15 protein-coding genes are annotated in these 20067 nt (G+C 53.5%); 3 read left to right on the top strand and 12 right to left on the bottom strand.

Annotation, left to right across the window (positions count from 1 at the left end; translation table 11 throughout):
- Window positions 1–468 precede the first annotated feature (468 nt).
- The 5 genes from phoH to putP all read right to left on the bottom strand — a co-directional run bounded on the left by phoH (window position 469) and on the right by putP (window position 6774).
- A complete protein-coding gene (phoH, locus tag WFO64_RS08000; protein WP_003852284.1) occupies window positions 469–1257 on the bottom strand; it encodes a phosphate starvation-inducible protein PhoH in 789 nt (262 codons plus the stop codon).
- A gap of 570 nt (window positions 1258–1827) precedes the next feature.
- Window positions 1828–3105, bottom strand: coding sequence for an iron uptake transporter deferrochelatase/peroxidase subunit (efeB, locus tag WFO64_RS07995; protein ID WP_337010496.1), 1278 nt, complete (start codon window positions 3103–3105; stop codon window positions 1828–1830).
- 2 nt (window positions 3106–3107) lie between these two features.
- A complete protein-coding gene (efeO, locus tag WFO64_RS07990; RefSeq protein WP_337010494.1) occupies window positions 3108–4223 on the bottom strand; it encodes an iron uptake system protein EfeO in 1116 nt (371 codons plus the stop codon).
- A gap of 51 nt (window positions 4224–4274) precedes the next feature.
- Window positions 4275–5099, bottom strand: a complete 825-nt coding sequence (gene efeU, locus WFO64_RS07985; RefSeq protein ID WP_337010492.1) for an iron uptake transporter permease EfeU — start codon at window positions 5097–5099, stop codon at window positions 4275–4277.
- Between the two features lie 190 nt (window positions 5100–5289).
- The gene (gene putP / locus WFO64_RS07980; protein WP_337010490.1) at window positions 5290–6774 is read right to left on the bottom strand and encodes a sodium/proline symporter PutP; all 1485 of its coding nucleotides are present in this window, start codon (window positions 6772–6774) and stop codon (window positions 5290–5292) included.
- Between the two features lie 451 nt (window positions 6775–7225).
- Here putP and putA point away from each other — a divergent pair, with 451 nt between their 5' ends.
- Window positions 7226–11173: a trifunctional transcriptional regulator/proline dehydrogenase/L-glutamate gamma-semialdehyde dehydrogenase gene (putA, locus tag WFO64_RS07975; RefSeq protein WP_337010488.1), complete on the top strand. Its 3948-nt coding sequence runs from the start codon at window positions 7226–7228 to the stop codon at window positions 11171–11173.
- Window positions 11174–11620: 447 nt separating this feature from the next.
- On the opposite strand, the gene WFO64_RS07970 is transcribed toward putA, so the two are convergent.
- Genes WFO64_RS07970 through ulaA form a run of 6 tightly spaced genes read right to left on the bottom strand, consistent with a single transcriptional unit; the run spans window position 11621 to window position 16028 of the window.
- The gene (locus tag WFO64_RS07970) at window positions 11621–12307 is read right to left on the bottom strand and encodes an L-ribulose-5-phosphate 4-epimerase (protein WP_337010486.1); all 687 of its coding nucleotides are present in this window, start codon (window positions 12305–12307) and stop codon (window positions 11621–11623) included.
- Window positions 12300–13160, bottom strand: coding sequence for an L-ribulose-5-phosphate 3-epimerase (locus WFO64_RS07965; RefSeq protein WP_337010485.1), 861 nt, complete (start codon window positions 13158–13160; stop codon window positions 12300–12302). Before WFO64_RS07965 ends, WFO64_RS07970 begins: the two co-directional genes overlap by 8 nt.
- A gap of 9 nt (window positions 13161–13169) precedes the next feature.
- Window positions 13170–13820 (bottom strand): 3-keto-L-gulonate-6-phosphate decarboxylase UlaD, encoded by a 651-nt coding sequence (locus WFO64_RS07960; protein ID WP_337010484.1) that lies wholly within the window; start codon window positions 13818–13820, stop codon window positions 13170–13172.
- 12 nt (window positions 13821–13832) lie between these two features.
- Window positions 13833–14300: a PTS ascorbate transporter subunit IIA gene (gene ulaC, locus WFO64_RS07955; protein ID WP_337010483.1), complete on the bottom strand. Its 468-nt coding sequence runs from the start codon at window positions 14298–14300 to the stop codon at window positions 13833–13835.
- Between the two features lie 9 nt (window positions 14301–14309).
- A complete protein-coding gene (gene ulaB, locus WFO64_RS07950; protein ID WP_337010481.1) occupies window positions 14310–14615 on the bottom strand; it encodes a PTS ascorbate transporter subunit IIB in 306 nt (101 codons plus the stop codon).
- 12 nt (window positions 14616–14627) lie between these two features.
- A complete protein-coding gene (ulaA, locus tag WFO64_RS07945; protein WP_337010479.1) occupies window positions 14628–16028 on the bottom strand; it encodes a PTS ascorbate transporter subunit IIC in 1401 nt (466 codons plus the stop codon).
- 358 nt (window positions 16029–16386) lie between these two features.
- On the opposite strand from ulaA, the gene ulaG reads away from it, so the two are divergent.
- Both ulaG and ulaR read left to right on the top strand, forming a co-directional pair.
- Entirely contained in the window at window positions 16387–17451 is a 1065-nt protein-coding gene (gene ulaG / locus WFO64_RS07940; RefSeq protein WP_337010477.1) for an L-ascorbate 6-phosphate lactonase, read from the top strand.
- Between the two features lie 67 nt (window positions 17452–17518).
- A complete protein-coding gene (gene ulaR, locus WFO64_RS07935) occupies window positions 17519–18274 on the top strand; it encodes an HTH-type transcriptional regulator UlaR (protein ID WP_337010475.1) in 756 nt (251 codons plus the stop codon).
- 433 nt (window positions 18275–18707) lie between these two features.
- Here ulaR and WFO64_RS07930 read toward each other — a convergent pair whose 3' ends face one another.
- Window positions 18708–19784 carry an acyltransferase family protein gene (locus WFO64_RS07930; RefSeq protein WP_337010473.1) on the bottom strand — a complete coding sequence of 359 codons (1077 nt, stop codon included), beginning with the start codon at window positions 19782–19784 and terminating at the stop codon, window positions 18708–18710.
- Between the last annotated feature and the right edge of the window lie 283 nt (window positions 19785–20067).

Raw genomic sequence — 20067 nt, 5'->3', positions numbered from 1 at the left:
ACCCCCGCCGGGGGTCGACAACGGGCCCAGCCCGTTGGACAGCGAAGCCTGCGACGCTGCCCGCAGGGTGAGCGAAGCGAATCAATCCCCCTCTCACCGCCACATTCTGAAGAAGAGCCTGAACGAAAGTTCAGGCTTTTTTTTGTATATTGCACGCTGAGAGGGGGTGAGAACCCCCGCCGGGGGTCGACAACGGGCCCAGCCCGTTGGACAGCGAAGCCTGCGACGCTGCCCGCAGGGTGAGCGAAGCGAATCAATCCCCCTCTCACCGCCACATTCTGAAAAAGAGCCTGAACGAAAGTTCAGGCTTTTTTTTGTATATTGCACGCTGAGAGGGGGTGAGAACCCCCGCCGGGGGTCGACAACGGGCCCAGCCCGTTGGACACAGCGGAGCCTGCGACGCTGCCCCATCATAAGAAAACCCGGCCGGAGCCGGGTTTGGGCGCTACACTTCTACTCAATCAAACGCTAGCTATACGCGTGCAAGGTGCGCTGGCACAGCGCAGAACGCACACAATCCTCTTTGCCAAAGCGCACAATGCCAACCATCTCGTCCTCTTCAAAACGCGCCAGCGCGTCCGCGAGACCGGAAGGCACCCCAGCGGGCAAGTCGCACTGGGTAATATCGCCATTAACAATGACTGTGACGTTTTCGCCCAGTCGGGTCAGGAACATTTTCATCTGCGCGGCGGTAACGTTCTGCGCCTCGTCCAGAATTACCACAGCATTTTCAAAAGTGCGTCCTCGCATATAGGCGAAGGGCGCAATCTCTACCTTGGCAATTTCCGGACGCAGACAATATTGCATAAACGATGCGCCAAGACGTTTAACCAGAATGTCATAAACCGGGCGGAAGTAAGGGGCGAATTTCTCAGAAATATCACCGGGAAGAAATCCCAAATCCTCATCTGCCTGAAGTACCGGGCGCGTAACAATAATCCTGTCGATATCCTTATTAATCAGGGCCTCAGCCGCTTTCGCGGCACTGATCCAGGTTTTACCACACCCGGCTTCACCGGTTGCGAAGATCAGTTGTTTCGTTCCTATGGCATTAAGATAGTGCGCCTGAGCTTCATTGCGCGCTTCAATCGGTAAACGGTCACGCGTATCGCGCGCCATGCCAATTGCATCCAGTCCACTCATATGCACCAGCGAAGTGACCGACTCTTCTTCACGCTGACGATGACTCCGTGAGTCACTACGAAGCACTCTTCTTGCTTCACGGCGCGCTTTGATCACTGCTTTCTGTCTTCCCATAGTGGCACCTTTCAGTTGGTTTCATTTCCCGCGCCAGGCCGTTGGCCCATTGCGATTACGTGAACGCTTTAGAGGTTTCAGTTGGCTTCCTTTTGAGCCATGACAGGACAGGATAGTGGGTATACAGCAGCGCGATGGCGTAGCTGAACACCGGATAAAACAGGATGCGATAAGACAAAAGAAATGGTTGAAGGGAGGACGTAATAACGAGGCAGAATTGCCCTCGCGGTCAGGCGCAATCTATTTACTGACAATGACTTTCCATAAAAGAATCGACCCATGCGCGAACTCCAGTGTGATACATCAACACATCCGATTACGCCTGTTTAATAAAGTGCACCATTTTGTTGGAGCTTTGCAACAGTAATTTTATGTGCTGGCAAAGGAATTGATAACAACGCCTATGCATTTCTTTTACGGCAAAATGTAAAATTTATAAATTACAGCGAGTTAGCTTATTTTAAATAGCGGGTGAAACCGCTAAATCTCAGCTTAAACTCAATGAGTAAACCGCAGGAGCAGTAAAAGCGTGCGGCCTGAGGCCTGCCGCACGCAGTGGCTGAAATTTAATCAGGACTCCAGCAAAGGCTGCGCTAAATAATGGTTCGCGTCCGTGACACCGGGCAAAACAAAAAAGTAACCGCCGCCAAAGGGGCGGATATATTCTTCCAGCGCTTCGCCGTTCAGGCGCTGCTGCACCGTGAGAAAGCCGCGTTCCAGATCGTGCTGATAGCAGACGAACAGCAACCCCATCTCCAGCTGCCCGGAAGCCGAGATACCTGCAGAGTAACTGTAGCCGCGTCGCAGCATCAGGCTGCTGTCTGTCTCTGGGGTGCGGGGGTTAGCAAGACGGATGTGTGCATCCAGTGCGATCACCTCGCCGTCCGGGTCACGGGCATAATCCGGAACATCACGTTCATGCCGCATGCCCAGCGGCGCACCGCTTAACTTATCGCGACCAAAGATGGTCTGCTGCTCACCCAGCGGGGTACGATCCCACATTTCAACGTGAAAGCGGATTAACCGCACCGCCTGGTAGCTGCCATTACGCGTCCAGGCCGGTTCATCCTGATCGGCGGTCACCCACAGCAACTGATTCATCAGAGCAGGATTGCGAGTATCTGGATTGGCGGTGCCATCTTTGAAACCCAGCAGATTAATCGGCGTTTCCTGCCCCTGACTGCGCGCCGCATGATCGGAGATAAAGCCTTCGCGCCGCCAGCGTACGCCAAGCAGGTCGGGCGTATGCTTGATAATATCCCGCAGCGCATGAATCACCGTATCCTGCGTGTTGGCACAGAGCTGTAACAGGAGATCGCCATGACACTGACTGGCATCAAGCGAATCATTAGGAAAGCGCGTCATCGGCTGCAATTTTTTCGGCTTATGGGGCGCTAAACCAAAACGTTCGTCAAACAGGGAATAGCCAACCGACACCGTAATCGTCAGATTATCAGGCGCGATAGTCGCCCCAAGAATGCCGGAATCCATTGGCGGCAGCTGCGGATTGGTAACTACGGGTGCAGGACCGCCTGTGGTGAGAAAGGCGATACGCTGGGTCAGCAGCTGAAACAGACGCTTCAGTTCGGCTTTATCGCTGCTGAGCAGATCAAACGCCACCAGCATCATTGATGCCTGCTGGGGTGTCGTGATTCCCGCCTGATGCTGACCATAAAACGGCTGCGTCTGCTGTCGCGCCTGCGGCGTCACTGTACCCGGCGAAAAGCTGTCAGCGGCAGCGGCTTGAAACGGACAGCCGCCGCCAAGCGCCGCCGCGCCGCCCAGCAGACCCAGCCCTTTCAATAAACGACGACGCGCAGGCTGCGCGTCATCTTCCTTGCGACTCATGATTAATCCAGACCCAGGGTGCCACGAAGTAATGAAAGATCCTCCGCCAGCGCGGTGATCGGCCCTTTTAGTGCGTTACGGTCGGCGCTGGTCAGTTTCTCATAGGATTCAAAACCGGTATGGGTACGGTACTTACTCAGGATCGCATCCACTTTTTTGAAGTTGGTGTCAACCTTGACCAGCAACTGCGGGTTCGCTTTGCTCACCATTGGTCGCAACAGTTCGACAATTTTCTGCGCACCATCAATATTGGCCTGGAAGTCCCACAGGTCGGTACGGCTGTAGCGATCTTCTTCACCGGAAATTTTGCTCGAGGCCACCTCTTCAATCAAACCGGCTGCGCCGCCGACCACTTTGGCTGGTGGGAAGGCCAGTTCGCTGATACGCACCTGCAAATCTTTCACATCTTTATTCAGTTGCTCAGCGTAATCCGCCATGCCTTTGGTGCTGTTATCCGCAAACAGCGCTTTCTCCAGCCGGTGGAAACCGGTGAACTTAGGATCGGCTGCTTTCTGCTCATAATCATCTTCACGCGCATCAATGCTACCGTCGAGATCGGAGAAGAGTTCAGCAATCGGCTCAATACGCTCATAGTACTGACGGGTCGGGGCAAACAGTGCTTTGGCTTTTTCCACATCGCCCGCTTTAACGGCGTCAGTAAAGGCCTGCGTATTGCTCACCAGCTGGTTCACCTGTTCCGTAACAAAGGCTTTATATTCGGTAATCGGGCCTTCCAGCTGCAGGCGTGCGGAGGTGCCACTTTTCGCCGCGCCCTCACCTGCCTGCACGATCAGCTTGCCTTTTGGATTGCTCAGCAGGCCGCAGGTCATCTCATATTCGCCCGCCTCCAGATTAGCGGTCAGTTTCTGACTGAAGCCCGGCGCGATGTTTTCACGCTCTTCAACCACCAGCACGCCTTTAAGGATCTCCCACTCCAGTGCTTTCTGGCTGTTGTTTTTAATCAGAAACTGAGTCTTACCGGCTTTAACTGTTAAGTTCATCGGTTCGCACTGCTTGTCGCTGACGCTTACGGTAACCTGAGGAATCGCTGCGGCCGCCGAAGCGGAGATCGCCAGCAGAGGAAGCAGCAGTGCCTTGCGGCGGAAACGCATTGTCATTTCTCTTTCCCTATCACGTTGCGGGCACAAGATTCGCCCGTTAAAGTCTTATTACACAGTGGCCGACGCAGCAGGACGCGCAGGCATAAAGAACAGAATTAGCGCCGGAATCAGGTAGCCAAAGTAAAGAGTGACTTCACTGACACTTGGGGTCTCCTGATAACCCAGCACCCCTTCCAGCAGGGTGCCAAACAGCGAATGGGTCGATAAGGTGTTGCTGAGATCGAAGGCAACCTCCTGAAAGTGATTCCATAAACCCGCTTCGTGGAAGGCACGGATCGCGCCCGCGGCCAGGCCCGCCGCAACAAACAGGATGAAAACACTGGTCCAGCGGAAGAAATGGGCCATATTGAGGCGGATACCGCCCCAGTAAAGCAACATGCCCAGCACCACCGCTGTGGCCAGCCCCAGCACAGCGCCAACCGGCGGCGCATAACCGACATCCTGGGTAAAGGCCGCCAGCAGGAAGAACACCGACTCCAGTCCTTCGCGCGCCACGGCGAGAAACACCATCAGCACCAGCGCCAGACCGCCACGGCCTGAGCGTTGTAGCGCCTGATCGACCGCCTGCTCAAGCTCAACCTTGATATTGCGCGCCACTCTGCGCATCCAGAACACCATCGAGGTCAGGATCACCACAGCAATCATCGCCACAATACCTTCAAACAACTCCTGCTCTTTTTGCGGAAACTCACCGGTGGTGGCATTGATGAAAAGACCCAGGCCCAGACAGAGTGCACTGGCAATAAACACGCCCGCCCACATTGCCGGAAACCATTGGGTACGCTGGGTGCGCTTGAGGTAACTGGCTATCAGGCTGACAATCAGCGCGGCTTCAAGTCCTTCGCGCAGCATGATGAGAAAAGGAACAAACATCGCCAACCTCTTGAATGTTAAGCAGCGTAAATTAACCGTAAATTCAGGTAAAGTGTAAACGATACCGATTATCATTATCGCTGAGAAAAAAACAAGTTGCCGGCGGAGATAATTTCACCTCAGGGTGATTTATCTTTGTAACAAAAAAGCCCGCCCCTTTCGGGGCGGGCCTGAACAAATAACGCCTCGCTTATTTGGTCTGGAACTCCGCCTCGGCGGCGGCAAAGCGCTGCTGCGCTTCTGCTGAAGGTTCACGCCCCATCAGGCTAAATACCACAATAGCGATGCTGGCGAAAATGAAGCCTGGGATGATTTCATACAGTCCCAGCCAGCCATACTGTTTCCACACCAGCACGGTCAGTGCGCCGATAATCATACCCGCCAGCGCACCGTTGCGGTTCATCCGCTTCCAGCAGACACCAAACAATACCACCGGACCAAAAGCCGCACCAAATCCCGCCCAGGCGTAGCTCACCAGGCCCAGTACGCGGTTTTCCGGGTTTGAAGCCAGTGCAATGGCAATCAGCGCCACCAGCAGCACCATCAGACGTCCGATCCACACCAGCTCCTTCTGACTGGCATTTTTGCGCAGCAACCCTTTATAGAGGTCTTCGGTCAGGGCGCTGGAGCAGACCAGCAGCTGACAGCTCAGTGTTGACATCACGGCCGCCAGAATCGCTGAGAGCAGAATGCCGGCAATCCAGGGGTTGAACAGGATACGCGCCAGCTCGATAAAGACCCGTTCGGCGTTATCATTGACGCCCGTTGCCAGCGTCGGGTTGTTCTGGAAATAAGCGATACCAAAGAAGCCTACTGCAACCGCACCCGCCAGACAGAACACCATCCACGCCATGCCGATTCGACGAGCCGTACGAATGGAGCGATGCGAATCTGCCGCCATAAAGCGCGCCAGAATGTGGGGCTGCCCGAAGTAGCCCAATCCCCAGCCGAGCAGCGAGATCACCGCGACGACGTTCAGCCCCTTGAGCATGTCGAGATTTTCCAGGCTTTTCGCTTCAATGACCGCCAGAGAATCAGACCAGCCGCCGACCGCGATAATCACAAATACCGGCGTCAGGATCAGCGCAAAAATCATCAGGCTCGCCTGTACGGTATCGGTCCAGCTTACCGCCAGGAACCCGCCCACCAGCGTATAGAGAATGGTCGCCGCTGCACCCGCCCACAGAGCGGTCTGGTAACTCATACCGAAGGTGCTTTCAAACAGACGCGCACCGGCCACCACACCTGACGCGCAATAGATGGTGAAGAACACCAGGATCACCATGGCTGAGATAATGCGCAGGATTTTACTGTGGTCTTCAAAGCGGCTGGTGAAGAAGTCCGGCAGAGTCAGGGCGTTGTTGTGATGTTCGGTCTGCACCCGCAGACGGCCGGCCACGATTTTCCAGTTCAGCCAGGCACCGATGGTCAGGCCAATTGCAATCCAGCTTTCAGAGATTCCGGAGATAAAGATCGCACCCGGCAATCCCATCAGCAGCCAGCCGCTCATGTCTGATGCACCCGCAGAGAGGGCCGTGACCACGCTTCCCAGACTCCGGCCACCGAGGATGTAATCATCAAAGTTTTTGGTAGAGCGATACGCCGCAAAACCGATTAACACCATCCCGAGAATATAAACCAAAAAGGTCACCAACATTGGTGTACTTACACTCATCTCTCTCTCCACTTATTATTTGATATTCCAGAGAAATCGCCAGCTACCCGCCTGCCGGAACGGGGCAAAGCAGGTCGATTTTCTTCGTCAGGGCGTCAGTCATTTCCCAGCGGCGCGGTATCCTGCCGGAAAGGCGTGGCGCGCACAATGGATTTAACACAGGCGTTACACCGATTTCACTAAACGGTTGAGAAAAAGTACTCAGAGGTTGCACTTGCTCACAGTTATCCGGTTGCAACTCCGTATAACCTCCCTTAAACCCGCCACTTAGCAAACTCTTCAACCTGGCGAGGATCTTGCAGCAATATCCGTGCCGCATTGCGAGATTTAACAATCGGCGACATTAAAAGGGTGTTAACTGGCTCACATTTAACACGGTTGCACAAAGTTGCAACTTAAGTGATAGTGCAGCCAACGCTGTATCGAACCATTATTAAGGAGCTCTGGAGTCATGGGTACAACCACCATGGGTGTAAAACTGGATGACGCGACGCGTGAGCGCATCAAACTGGCTGCACAGCGCATTGATCGCACGCCACACTGGTTGATTAAACAGGCGATTTTTAACTACCTGGGTCAGCTGGAAACCGGCCATACCGTGCCGGAGATCCCTCTTTCTGGCCAGGCGGCCACTGAGTCTGAGGACAGCCAGCCAGAGGAGACGCACCAGCCGTTCCTTGATTTCGCAGAGCAGATTTTACCTCAGTCAGTGACCCGTTCAGCGGTGACCGCCGCCTGGCGACGTCCGGAGACCGATGCGGTGCCAATGATGCTGGAGCAGGCGCGCTTGCCAGCGGCACTGGCAGAGAAAACTCATCAACTGGCTTATCAGCTCGCCGATAAGCTGCGGCACCAGAAAGGGGCAACCGGACGCGCAGGCATGGTGCAAAGCCTGCTGCAGGAGTTCTCTCTTTCTTCCCATGAAGGTGTGGCGCTGATGTGTCTGGCCGAAGCGTTGCTGCGTATTCCCGACAAACCGACGCGCGATGCGCTGATCCGCGACAAGATCAGCAACGGCAACTGGCAGTCACATCTGGGACGCAGTCCGTCACTGTTTGTCAACGCGGCGACCTGGGGCCTGCTGTTTACCGGCCGTCTGGTCTCAACCCACAACGAAGCCAACCTCTCACGTTCCCTTAATCGCATCATCGGTAAGAGCGGTGAGCCACTGATTCGCAAAGGCGTGGATATGGCGATGCGTCTGATGGGTGAGCAGTTCGTCACCGGTGAAACCATTGCCGAAGCGCTGGCTAACGCACGCAAGCTGGAAGAGAAAGGCTTCCGCTATTCCTACGACATGTTGGGCGAAGCGGCACTGACCGCTGGCGATGCCAAAGCCTATCTGCTCTCATACCAACAGGCGATCCACGCCATTGGTAAAGCGTCAAATGGTCGTGGCATTTATGAAGGCCCGGGCATCTCCATCAAGCTGTCGGCGCTGCATCCCCGCTACAGTCGCGCGCAGTGTGAGCGTGTGATGGAAGAGCTCTACCCGATTCTGAAATCGCTGACGCTGCTGGCGCGCTCCTATGACATCGGCATCAACATCGACGCAGAAGAGGCGGATCGGCTGGAACTGTCGCTGGATATGCTGGAGAAACTCTGCTTCGAGCCAGAGCTGGAAGGCTGGAACGGCATCGGCTTCGTGATTCAGGCTTACATGAAACGCTGTCCGTTTGTGATTGATGAGCTCATCGATCTGGCGCAGCGCAGCCGCCGTCGCCTGATGATCCGTCTGGTGAAAGGTGCGTACTGGGACAGCGAAATCAAGCGTGCCCAGATGGAAGGACTGGAAGGCTATCCGGTTTATACCCGCAAGGTCTACACCGATATCTCTTACCTGGCGTGCGCCCGTAAACTGCTCTCGGTACCAAGCCTGATCTATCCACAGTTCGCCACCCACAACGCTCACACCCTGGCAGCAATTTATCATCTGGCAGGTAACAACTACTATCCGGGTCAGTATGAGTTCCAGTGCCTGCACGGCATGGGCGAACCGCTCTATGAGCAGGTGGTCGGCAAAGTGGCAGACGGCAAACTTAATCGTCCCTGCCGTATTTATGCACCGGTTGGCACCCATGAAACTCTGCTGGCCTATCTGGTACGCCGCCTGCTGGAGAACGGGGCTAACACCTCCTTCGTAAACCGCATTGCGGATACCTCGCTGCCGATTGATGAACTGGTGGCCGACCCGGTGACGGCGGTGGAGAAACTGGGTGCCAGCGAAGGCGCAATGGGTCTGCCGCATCCGAAGATCCCCTTGCCACGCGCGCTGTATGGCGATAAACGCGTCAACTCTGCGGGTCTGGATATGGCGAATGAACACCGTCTTGCTTCGCTTTCCAGCGCCCTGCTGAGCAGCGCCGCACAGCCCTGCCTGGCCGAGCCGATGATCGACGGTGAAGCGGGTGCCGGCGAGTTGCACGACATTCTGAACCCGGCAGCGCCTGGTGATCGGGTCGGTCAGGTCCGTGAAGCAACCGAACAGGACGTCTCACTGGCGCTCGATGCCGCGGTGAACAGCGGGCCAATCTGGTTTGCAACCCCACCGCAGGAGCGTGCCGCCATTCTGGAACGCGCCGCACAGATCATGGAAGGCCAGATGCAGCAGTTGATTGGCATCCTGGTGCGTGAAGCGGGCAAGACCTATAACAACGCTATCGCGGAAGTGCGAGAAGCCGTTGATTTCCTCTATTACTACGCCGGTATGGTGCGCGACGATTTCGACAACGAAACGCATCGTCCGCTTGGCCCGGTAGTCTGCATCAGTCCATGGAACTTCCCGCTGGCGATCTTTACTGGTCAGATTGCAGCAGCACTGGCAGCGGGCAACAGCGTGCTGGCAAAACCGGCTGAGCAGACACCGCTGATTGCCGCGCTGGGGGTTCAGATCCTGCTGGATGCCGGTGTGCCACCAGGCGTGCTGCAACTGCTGCCAGGCCAGGGTGAAACCGTTGGTGCGCAGTTGACCGGTGATGACCGGGTTCGTGGCGTAATGTTTACCGGTTCCACTGCGGTAGCTACTCTGCTGCAGCGTAACCTGGCTGGTCGCCTTGACCCTCAGGGTCGTCCGACACCGCTGATTGCTGAGACCGGCGGGATGAATGCGATGATCGTCGACTCTTCCGCGCTGACGGAGCAGGTGGTCATTGATATCGTCGCCTCAGCGTTTGACAGTGCCGGGCAGCGCTGCTCTGCCCTGCGTCTGCTCTGCATTCAGGAAGATGTCGCCGACCATACGCTGAAAATGTTGCGCGGTGCGATGGCGGAGTGCCGCATGGGCAATCCGGAACGCTTATCAACCGATATCGGCCCGGTGATTGATGCCGAAGCGAAAACCAATATCGATCGCCACATTCAGGCGATGCGTAATAAGGGCTTCACGGTTTATCAGGCGGTGCAGGATAACCCGCAGGACAGCAAAGAGTGGAATAGCGGCACCTTTGTCAAACCGACGCTGATTGAGCTGGATCAGGCCAGCGATCTTGATAAAGAGATTTTTGGGCCGGTACTGCACGTGGTGCGCTTCACGCGCAATAACCTGCCGCAGTTGGTTGAGCAGATTAATGCCTCCGGCTATGGGCTGACGCTGGGCGTACACACCCGCATCGACGAAACCATTGCGCAGGTCACGGCGAAAGCCAGAGTCGGCAATCTTTACGTCAACCGCAATATGGTCGGCGCGGTAGTTGGCGTCCAGCCATTTGGCGGCGAGGGTTTATCCGGTACGGGTCCGAAAGCGGGCGGCCCGCTCTATCTTTACCGTCTGCTGGCGCATCGCCCGGAGGGTGCGCTGCGTCTGACCTTTGATCGTCAGGATGCCGAGCGCCCGGCTGACAGCACGCTGCGTCAGTCTCTGCTGGCACCGCATCAGGCACTCAGCAACTGGGCCAAAGATAAGCCTGCACTGGCTGACCTCTGCCAGCACTATGGCGAGTTGGCCCAGGCGGGCGTCGTCCGTCTGCTGCCTGGCCCGACCGGCGAGCGCAATACCTTCTCGCTATTGCCGCGTGATCAGGTGCTTTGTCTGGCTGACAACGAGCAGGATACGTTAATCCAGCTGGCCGCGGTGACCAGCGTCGGCAGTAAAGCACTGTGGCAGGATGATGAACTGCATCGCGCCTTGCGGGCCTCACTGCCGGACGCAGTGAAAGCGCGTATCACGCTGGCGCGTGACCCGTTAGCCTCAGAATTTGATGCGGTGATCTATCATGGTGATGCCGATCAGCTTCGCACCCTGTGTGAGCAGATCGCTGCGCGTGACGGCGCGATTGTTTCGGTGCAGGGCTTCGCCCGCGGAGAAACCAATCTGCTGCTGGAGCGTCTGCTGATTGAGCGCTCACTGAGTGTGAATACCGCGGCAGCCGGGGGTAATGCCAGTCTGATGACCATCGGGTAAGAGGACACCCACTACAGGTATTCGCTGCGCGAACGGACCCCATGGAGAGTGCGTTCGCGCGGCGGGTTAGGTATTTCAGCTTTGATACAGTATGGAAAATAATAATGAAATAATTGCCAGGCTATCAGGGTAATCCTTTACAGTTGGGGCATCCAATCGGGTGATGCTGCCAGAGCGTTAATCAAAATGCTTTTTAAAGGGAAAACCTGTTTTAGCGCACCACGTCTGACGGATGAATCAGCAATGGACAATTTGCAATGCTGGCTAAAAGCCAGCAGCTCTCTGGATATTCAGTAAATGATCAACACGAAAGTTTCATCCAGTCAGCTATCGGGAAAATTAATGATGCGAATCTGAAGGGTTTCCAGAGCAGAATCTTATGCCCGATGCCCTGGAACCTGAGCGATGACAATTGAAAAATTCACACCATTCCAGGGCTGTTTATTGTTACTTTTGACCGTAGTAAGCACCAGGCCCATGCTTGCGCATGAAATGCTTGTGCTTCAGATACTCATCAATACCCTGAAGATGCGGGTTTATACCGCAGGAAATCCACGCCATTCGCGCTACCTCTTCCATGACTACCGCGTTATGAACGGCGTCGTGCGCAGCTTTACCCCATGCAAACGGGCCATGTTGATTAACTATCATTCCTGGCGTATTCAGCGGTTCTGTCTCAGCCAGCGTTTCGATAATCACCTTGCCGGTATTGAGCTCGTACTCACCTTCTACTTCTGCCTGCGTTAATGCGCGCGTGCAGGGAATGTCGCCAAAGAAGTAATCCGCATGTGTCGTTCCCAGTGCCGGAATGGCTAAACCTGCCTGCGCCCAGGCCGTGGCATGCGTCGAGTGCGTATGCACCACACCGCCAAGGGATGGGTAACGGCAGTAAAGTGCCAGATGGGTTGCTGTATCTGAAGAAGGCCGCCATTTACCCTCAACGACATTTCCTTCAAGGTCCACTATCACCATATCTTCAGCTTTCATAGTGTCATAAGCTACACCGCTTGGCTTAATGGCGATCAGTCCCTGCCCGCGATCAATAGCGCTAACATTGCCCCATGTGAAAGTCACCAGGCCGTAACGTGGCAGATCCATGTTAGCCTCAAAGGCCTCTTGTTTAAGATTACGCATGTTCAGCCTCCTGTAATCCCGCCCGCGCCATGCGCTCACGCACCCAGTCACGCGCTTTCATCACTTCCGCAGCCGGGTTGTCCGACGTTTCACTCCACATCTCAATCAGGTAAGGCCCACAGTAACCTCTCTTTTTGAGCGTCCTGAAACAGCGTTCAAATTCCACTACCCCGGTACCGAACGGAACATTTTTGAATACGCCGGGACGGCTATCTTTAACATGTATGGCCACGATATGCCCGATACCCGCCTGCAATTCCATCTGCACGTCATTATCCCATGCTGACAGGTTGCCGATATCCGGGTAGATCTGGAACCATGGGTTATTCAGGTAGTGCGCGTAGCCCAACGCCTTACTGATAGAGTTCATTAAGGGGTAATCCATGATCTCCATCGCCAGCATCACCTGTGCGCGGCTGGCCATGTCGACGCTCTCTTTCAGGCCGTCACGGAAACGACGACGCGTCTCATCGCTGGCTTCCTGATAATAGACATCATACCCGGCAAGCTGGATCACGCGGATACCGACATCCTGCGCTAAGCGAATCGCTTTACGCATGATCTGCAGCCCCTGCGCACGCACGGCATCGTCCTCACTCCCAAGAGGAAAACGACGATGGGCGCTCAGGCACATGGAAGGCACACATACACCCGTTTCAGCGATGGCTCGCACCAGCGCCAGGCGCTGCTCACAACTCCAGTCCAGACGAGAGAGGCGCTCGTCCGTTTCATCCACAGACATTTCGACAAAATCGAACCCCAGCTGTTTAGCCAGCTGCAACCGTTCCAGCCAGCACTCCCCCGCCGGGAGTGCCTTTTCATAGATGCCCAGCGGGACCTGTTTTGACAACATACCCGCTCCTTAGCCCCAAAGCTGGGCGATTGAACGTTTGAACTGACGCGCCGCTTCCACCGGGGACGCCGCATCACGAATACTGCGACCGGCAATAAAAACATGAACGGGAATACCCTGGAACAGCGGTAGATCTTCCAGCGCCAGTCCACCGGTAACGGTGACTTTGAAGCCCATATCTGCCAGACGCTTAATAGCACTGATATCCGCTTCGCCCCACGCCACGCCTGCGGCCTGAGCATCACGGCTGCGATGATAAACGACCTGCCGGATACCCGCATCGTGCCACTTCTGCGCCTGCTCCCAGGTCCAAAACCCGGTCAGCTCAATCTGCACGTCACCGCCAAATTCTTTTGCTACGTCCAGAGCACCTTTCGCGGTGTTGATATCTGCGCAGCAAATCACCGTGACCCAATCAGCACTGGCTTCAAAACACATGCGGGAAAGAATTTTGCCAGCGTCGGCAATCTTGGCATCTGCCAGCACGATTTTATGCGGATACAGAGCTTTTAAGTCTCGCACCGCGCGAACACCTTCGCCTACACAGAGGATGGTGCCAACTTCGATGATATCCACTTCTTCCGCAATCAGGCGGGTGGTTTCATATGCGTGAGAGAGTGTCTGGTTATCCAGCGCGATTTGTAACATGGGTAAAGACATATTCTTTTCCTCTTAGACAGCCGCCGCAGTGGCGTGATCAATCAAATCCAGCACGTCCTGCTCAGTTCGACAGGCGCGTAAGCGGTCAAAGTTGGCTTCGTCGTCAAAAAGGTTGACGATTTGCATGATGCCCACTTCCTGATGGGTATTTGCATCAATTGCGGCCATGGTGATCAGAATATCGACCGGATCGTTATCAGCATGGTTAAACACAATCGGCGTCTTCAGCGTTACCAGCGCAAAACCGGTTTTCTTCACGCCCTCTTCCGGGCGGCCGTGCGGCATTGCCAGACCAGGAGCAATAACAAAATATGGGCCATGCTGTGCAACACCATCGAGAATGGCCTGATAATAACGCGGCTCGACAACGTCAGCCTTAACCAGCAGATCCACACTTAGCTTTACCGCTTCCTGCCAGGTGCTGGCTTCAGCCTGTAAAAGGATGGAATTATTGTCTGCCAGCGAATCACGTAGTTTCATGTGGCTTCCTTATTTCACATCGTTTGGAAAGTGCTCTTTGATCACTTCCAGCAGTTTTGGACCAAAATCCGCAGGCGACAGCATATTGCGTACGCCCACGACATATTTGTTGCCCGTTACGGTGATTTCACCGGCGATATGGGTAGAGACGATGATGATATCCGCGCCATTCACTTCACTTTTATATTCACCTACCGCGCAGCTGTTCACCGTATGGTCAATATTTGACTGGGTTAAAAACTGGTCCACTTTCATCTTCATAATCATGGAGCTACCTTGCCCATTGCCACAAACAGCCAGGATACGTACGGTCATAATTGATACTCCTTAATGAGCAGACACTTCTGCTATTTGTTTTTCAGCCTCTTCTTCAGCACGCAGTGAGCGGCCCGCGAAGAACATATAAGCCAGAGCAATAAGGATGATGACGGCCATAAAGCCCAAGCCAACAGACGCGAAGCCCTGCATCATCGGTGGTGCCAGAATTGACCAGTCAGCCATACCCATCCAGGCGCTCATGCCGGTGAGCCTGACCGCCCACACACAACCAAAGATTTCCAGCATCCCCATTACCAGGCAGATTTTGAGTGCCGCGCGCCAGCCGCCAAAGTGATTAGCAAATACGCCAATGGTGGCGTTAGAGAAAAACATGGGGATAAAGCCGGGAATGATAAGAATGGATGAGCCGCAACCGACCAGAATGCCCACCGCAATCAGCTGGCCGATGGTACCCCACATAAAGCCCCAGACCACCGCATTGGGCGCAAAGCTATAGATAGCCGCACAGTCAATCGCCAGTACCGCGCCAGGGATCAGGCGTTGAGAGATACCGCTGAAAGCCTCTGACAGCTCAGCGACAAACATGCGTACGCCCTGGGTGATGACGAAAATCGCCACGGCGAAAGAGAAACCGGTTTGCAGGATATATATTGACCAGTGGGTTTTACCCGCCATTGCCTGGACTACGTCAATGCTGAATGAGAGCAGAATGACCCCGAAGAAGAGGGTCATCACAATTGCCGTTGAGACAATGTTGTCATGGAAGATATTCAGCCAGCCCGGTAGCTTGAGATCTTCAACACTCTCCTCTTTCTTGCCCAGGTACGGCGCAACTTTATACGCAATCCAGGACGCAAACTGCTGCTGGTGACCGATAGAGAAGCCGCAGCCGTCGGTCACGTCCTGCGTTGGCTTGTACATCATGTTGGAGGTGATACCCCAGTAGAGCGAGACCAGCACCGCAGTGCAGATGATCGTGGTCCACATTGGGTAGCCGAAAATATAGAAAGTAACCGCAATCAGCCCGGCCTGCTGAAACATGATGTGGCCGGTCAGCATGATGGTGCGAATACCGGTTATTCGGCGTAACAGCACGTAGATGATGTTCAGCGCCAGCGCCAGCAGAACCGCGTAACCTACCCAGCTGTAGGCATCACCCATGCGGTCAATAGTTGCCATCATTGATGCGTAAGTGTCAGAGATTGAACCGTTGATGCCATACACTTCGGACATTTTGGCGACAACAGGCTTAAAAGTGCTGGTCAGAATGCCTGAACCTGCCTGCAACAACATGAAACCAATAATTGTTTTGATGGTGCCTTTAATCACCACGCTGATGCTTTTGCGCAGCAGAATGTAGCCCAGACACGTCACGATACCCAGCAACAGTGGGGCGTTAGTCATCACTTGATTAAAGAACACGGTAAAGACGTTGTAGAGGATCTCCATAACTCTCTCCAGATATAAGGACACAAGGGGCAGTTCCTGTGGGGCGGGTGGCATCACTGTATTAATCAAAAATAATCACAACAAGACCTAAAATGATTATTTGTGATGTGACACGCAAATTATTTCCCAACTCTACGTGACGCTCCTTATCACTCAACAAGAAAAATCATTAAAAACTTAAAGTTAATTAAAAAAGGCGTGTAATATTTTGATGTTACTTGCACCATTAAAGAATAAAAACCGTCACGCCCAGTGGAATATCCCCTGTTAATTTCGTTGCAATACTCATTATCCGGTGCCATCATAAATCATATTAAATCATGAAATGATATCTTTTGATTAAAATGGAGGTAAACCGATGAGTAAAGTGAACACCATCACTCGTGAATCATGGATTCTGAGCACGTTTCCGGAATGGGGGAGTTGGTTAAATGAAGAAATTGAGCAGGAAAAGGTCGCGCCAGGCACCTTTGCAATGTGGTGGCTGGGTTGTACCGGGATCTGGCTGAAATCTGAAGGTGGCGCGAATATTTGCGTAGACTTCTGGTGCGGAACCGGCAAACAAAGCCACGGCAATTTCCTGATGAAAAAAGGCCACCAGATGCAGCGCATGGCGGGGGTTGAAAAGCTGCAGCCAAATCTGCGCACCACCCCATTTGTGCTTGATCCCTTTGCCATTCGGCAAATCGACGCCGTACTCTCTACTCACGATCACAACGATCACATTGATGTCAATGTGGCTGCAGCGGTTTTGAAAAACTGCGCCAATGATGTGCCGTTTATTGGCCCGCAAACCTGCGTAGATTTGTGGATCGGCTGGGGGGTGCCAAAAGAGCGCTGTATTGTCATGAAACCAGGCGATGTCGTGAAAATCAAAGATACTGAAATCCGTGCGCTGGATGCGTTTGATCGTACCGCGCTCATTACTCTGCCAGCTGATCAAAAAGCCACAGGCGTGTTGACAGACGGGATGGATGAGCGAGCGATAAACTACCTCTTTAAAACGCCTGGTGGCTCCTTGTACCACAGCGGTGACTCCCACTATTCCAATTATTATGCGAAACATGGTAATGAGCATCAGATCGACGTGGCGTTAGGCTCTTACGGAGAGAACCCGCGCGGTATTACTGATAAAATGACCAGTGCCGATATACTGCGCATGGCTGAAGCGCTGAATACTAACGTGGTGATCCCCTTCCACCACGATATCTGGTCAAACTTTCAGGCTGACCCGCAAGAGATCCGCGTACTCTGGGAGATGAAAAAAGATCGCCTGAAGTATGGATTCAAGCCCTTTATCTGGCAGGTAGGGGGTAAGTTCATCTGGCCGCAGGATAAAGATAATCTTGAATATCACTATCCACGTGGCTTTGATGATTGCTTTACTATTGAACCCGATCTGCCTTTTAAGGCTTTTCTTTAGCACTCAGGGGCTGGATAATTCCGGCCCCTGCCGCCTTAAGGCGTAATAAATGTGAACAGGTGCCAGAATGACTGAAACACAGCGACATCATCTTCTGCTTGACCTGCTGCGTGAACATGCTGTTCTCAGTGTCAGTCAGATAACGGAGCTGCTGGGTAGCTCTCCGGCTACCACACGGCGTGACATTGCTCGCCTTGATAAAGAGGGTAAAGTCCGTAAAGTTCGCAACGGCGCAGAAGCGATTATACCGACACGTGAACCCTGGACCCCGCTCAATCCTCATCGTGCACATAATCACGACGAAAAAATTCGTATTGCCCGGGCGGCATCTACATTCATTCAGCCGGAAGAAAGTGTTGTCATTAACTGTGGTTCAACCGCTTTTCTGCTGGGACAGGAAATCTGCAACAAGCCAGTACAAATCATCACCAACTATCTTCCTCTCGCGAACTATCTGATTGAGCACGATCACGAGAACGTGGTTATCATCGGGGGGCAGTACAATAAAACCCAGTCGATCATCATGCCATCTCAGGAGAGCACAACCAGCCTCTACGCAGGACACTGGATGTTCACGAGTGGCAAGGGACTGACCGCAGAGGGTCTGTACAAAACGGAAATGCTGACTGCGATTTCCGAGCAGAGGATGTTAGGTATGGTCGGGAAGCTGGCGGTTCTGGTCGACAGCAGCAAGCTGGGTCAGCGTGCTGGCATGCTGTTCAGCAAGACTGAAAATATCGATCTGGTCATTACCGGACAGCAGGCTGATGCGGAAATAGTGGCAGCGCTTGAAGCAAAAGGTGTCGAAGTTTTACTGGTGTAGCGTACCGCTGTTTAGCACTCCAGGGTTTAAAAGCAGGCGCAAAATACGGTTCGACTAGCGGCCTTCATCATTGTTCGTCAGCGTGGCAGCCTCATACTGTCTCAAACCTGGCTGAATAAGGTATTCTCGGCGCTGTACTCAGATATTTCATCTGGTGACTGCAAAATTTGTATCCCCTGATGACATTCCGGCTCCAGAGCAGACAAGTCACTGTCAATACGGGTGTTGACATGTCCTGGAATCATTATTTTCACTCACCAAACGTTGACCGGGTGGAGACAGTCACATCTGCATAGGTCAGCATCAGCCATAAGAACGTCCTGCACTGCAGAAAGAGGCACAGAAAGATTGGGTCAGGAAATTCCTGAATTCTGGAAAATGGCTTTCTTCGTCTGCACTGAAAAGCTGTACCGTCGTCACACTGCACAGCCTATTATCCACCTGTTCGTTCCCTCTTCATCAACGTCGGAAACACAAACAGCGACTGCCCGACACCACGATTGGTCAGCGACCAGATTGCCACTGAACAGAGCGAGCAGAGACCCACGATGGCTACCGGATAGAAACAGGCCCAGAGGAACGAAAACCACGCCTGCTCAAACAGATGATGCCGCTGCGCGAACAGAATGGCAGACATACCAAAAAACTCGATAAAAATACGGTGGATGACATAAATCTGCAGCGTATTCCGGCCTATCCAGTTGAAATAGCACATGTTGAAATGCAGATTCAGCCATCGGCAGGCGGCGATACTGAATAGCACCACCAGCACACAGAGAAACAAACTTTTATCCAGACCGAATATCACATGAAACCCGGCAATGGCGGCCAGAAGCGCCCAGGGCATCAGGTTCTCCCGTCGCCATTCACTCAGGCGCAGCATAGTCTGGCTCCAGAATGCCCCTAACAGGAAGAACAGGAAATACTGGGCCAGGCTCTGAGGTCCCCAGAACGGGATCACTTTTTCTACCGCCAGATAGTTCAGCAGGATCGCCACCGCCACCAGGGCCAGCTTATATTGACGGAAAACTTTGGCACAGAGGAAATAGAGCCCCAGTCCATACAGATACCACGAGGTGCTCATGGCCATAAAAGTCAGCTTGAGAAACTCGAATAGCGAACCGGCATAGGCGGCGTTCAGATTCTGCGAAATACGCTGGCCGGTAATTTCAGTGGAGATGCCGATAATTGACCACCACTGAATAAATCCCCACAGAATATAGAGATAGAAGAGATTGGTGATGCGACTGGTAAAGACCTGTTTCCATGGCCGGTTCAGAATGCCATTGGTTGCCAGTAATCCCGATACAAAGAAAAAGGCAGGCATACGCAGCGGCGACAGTACCGTATTAAACTGTATCCATATTTCGGCGGGGAGCCACCCGGCAGAGAGATATCTCATCGTTCCTTCAAAACCGGGTAAAACGGTATGGTACAGGACCACCAGCAATATGCAGACCCCCTTCAGAGTATCTACCCACACTATCTGGTCTGACTTAGTCTGGTTCATTCAATGACTCCTGCTGTGTAGGTCAGAATACCGGGAAGTAAAAGCGAGGAAATCAGTTTTGCTTTTATGATTATCCAGTAATTATTCGCCATTAAAACGGGAATGAATGTAGCGAAACTCTTAAAAGCCGCTGACTGGCCCTGATACCACTGTTATTTACTCGGCAGAACGTTTCCTTACACTTACTAGTCAGGTCAGCATGAAGTTAATGAGCAACGCCGCAGCCCGATTAAAGGAAAACATTATTCGATAATGAGTAAAATATAAATAAGACCAAGTGGCA

The organism is Pantoea sp. AS142 (assembly GCF_037152305.1).
Taxonomy (GTDB): domain Bacteria; phylum Pseudomonadota; class Gammaproteobacteria; order Enterobacterales; family Enterobacteriaceae; genus Pantoea.
The sequence above is the reverse complement of the archived record's forward strand: the minus strand, read 5'-3'. Positions and strand labels throughout refer to the sequence as shown.

What these genes read in the sequence shown, in the direction of transcription:
- ulaG (WP_337010477.1), top strand. Translation starts at nt 16,387, where the DNA reads ATGAGTAAAGTGAACACCATCACTCGTGAATCATGGATTCTGAGCACG.
- putP (WP_337010490.1), bottom strand. Translation starts at nt 6,774, where the DNA reads ATGAGTGTAAGTACACCAATGTTGGTGACCTTTTTGGTTTATATTCTC.
- ulaR (WP_337010475.1), top strand. Translation starts at nt 17,519, where the DNA reads ATGACTGAAACACAGCGACATCATCTTCTGCTTGACCTGCTGCGTGAA.
- ulaC (WP_337010483.1), bottom strand. Translation starts at nt 14,300, where the DNA reads ATGAAACTACGTGATTCGCTGGCAGACAATAATTCCATCCTTTTACAG.
- WFO64_RS07970 (WP_337010486.1), bottom strand. Translation starts at nt 12,307, where the DNA reads ATGCGTAATCTTAAACAAGAGGCCTTTGAGGCTAACATGGATCTGCCA.
- efeU (WP_337010492.1), bottom strand. Translation starts at nt 5,099, where the DNA reads ATGTTTGTTCCTTTTCTCATCATGCTGCGCGAAGGACTTGAAGCCGCG.
- putA (WP_337010488.1), top strand. Translation starts at nt 7,226, where the DNA reads ATGGGTACAACCACCATGGGTGTAAAACTGGATGACGCGACGCGTGAG.
- ulaA (WP_337010479.1), bottom strand. Translation starts at nt 16,028, where the DNA reads ATGGAGATCCTCTACAACGTCTTTACCGTGTTCTTTAATCAAGTGATG.
- WFO64_RS07965 (WP_337010485.1), bottom strand. Translation starts at nt 13,160, where the DNA reads ATGTTGTCAAAACAGGTCCCGCTGGGCATCTATGAAAAGGCACTCCCG.
- phoH (WP_003852284.1), bottom strand. Translation starts at nt 1,257, where the DNA reads ATGGGAAGACAGAAAGCAGTGATCAAAGCGCGCCGTGAAGCAAGAAGA.
- WFO64_RS07960 (WP_337010484.1), bottom strand. Translation starts at nt 13,820, where the DNA reads ATGTCTTTACCCATGTTACAAATCGCGCTGGATAACCAGACACTCTCT.
- efeO (WP_337010494.1), bottom strand. Translation starts at nt 4,223, where the DNA reads ATGACAATGCGTTTCCGCCGCAAGGCACTGCTGCTTCCTCTGCTGGCG.
- efeB (WP_337010496.1), bottom strand. Translation starts at nt 3,105, where the DNA reads ATGAGTCGCAAGGAAGATGACGCGCAGCCTGCGCGTCGTCGTTTATTG.
- ulaB (WP_337010481.1), bottom strand. Translation starts at nt 14,615, where the DNA reads ATGACCGTACGTATCCTGGCTGTTTGTGGCAATGGGCAAGGTAGCTCC.
- WFO64_RS07930 (WP_337010473.1), bottom strand. Translation starts at nt 19,784, where the DNA reads ATGAACCAGACTAAGTCAGACCAGATAGTGTGGGTAGATACTCTGAAG.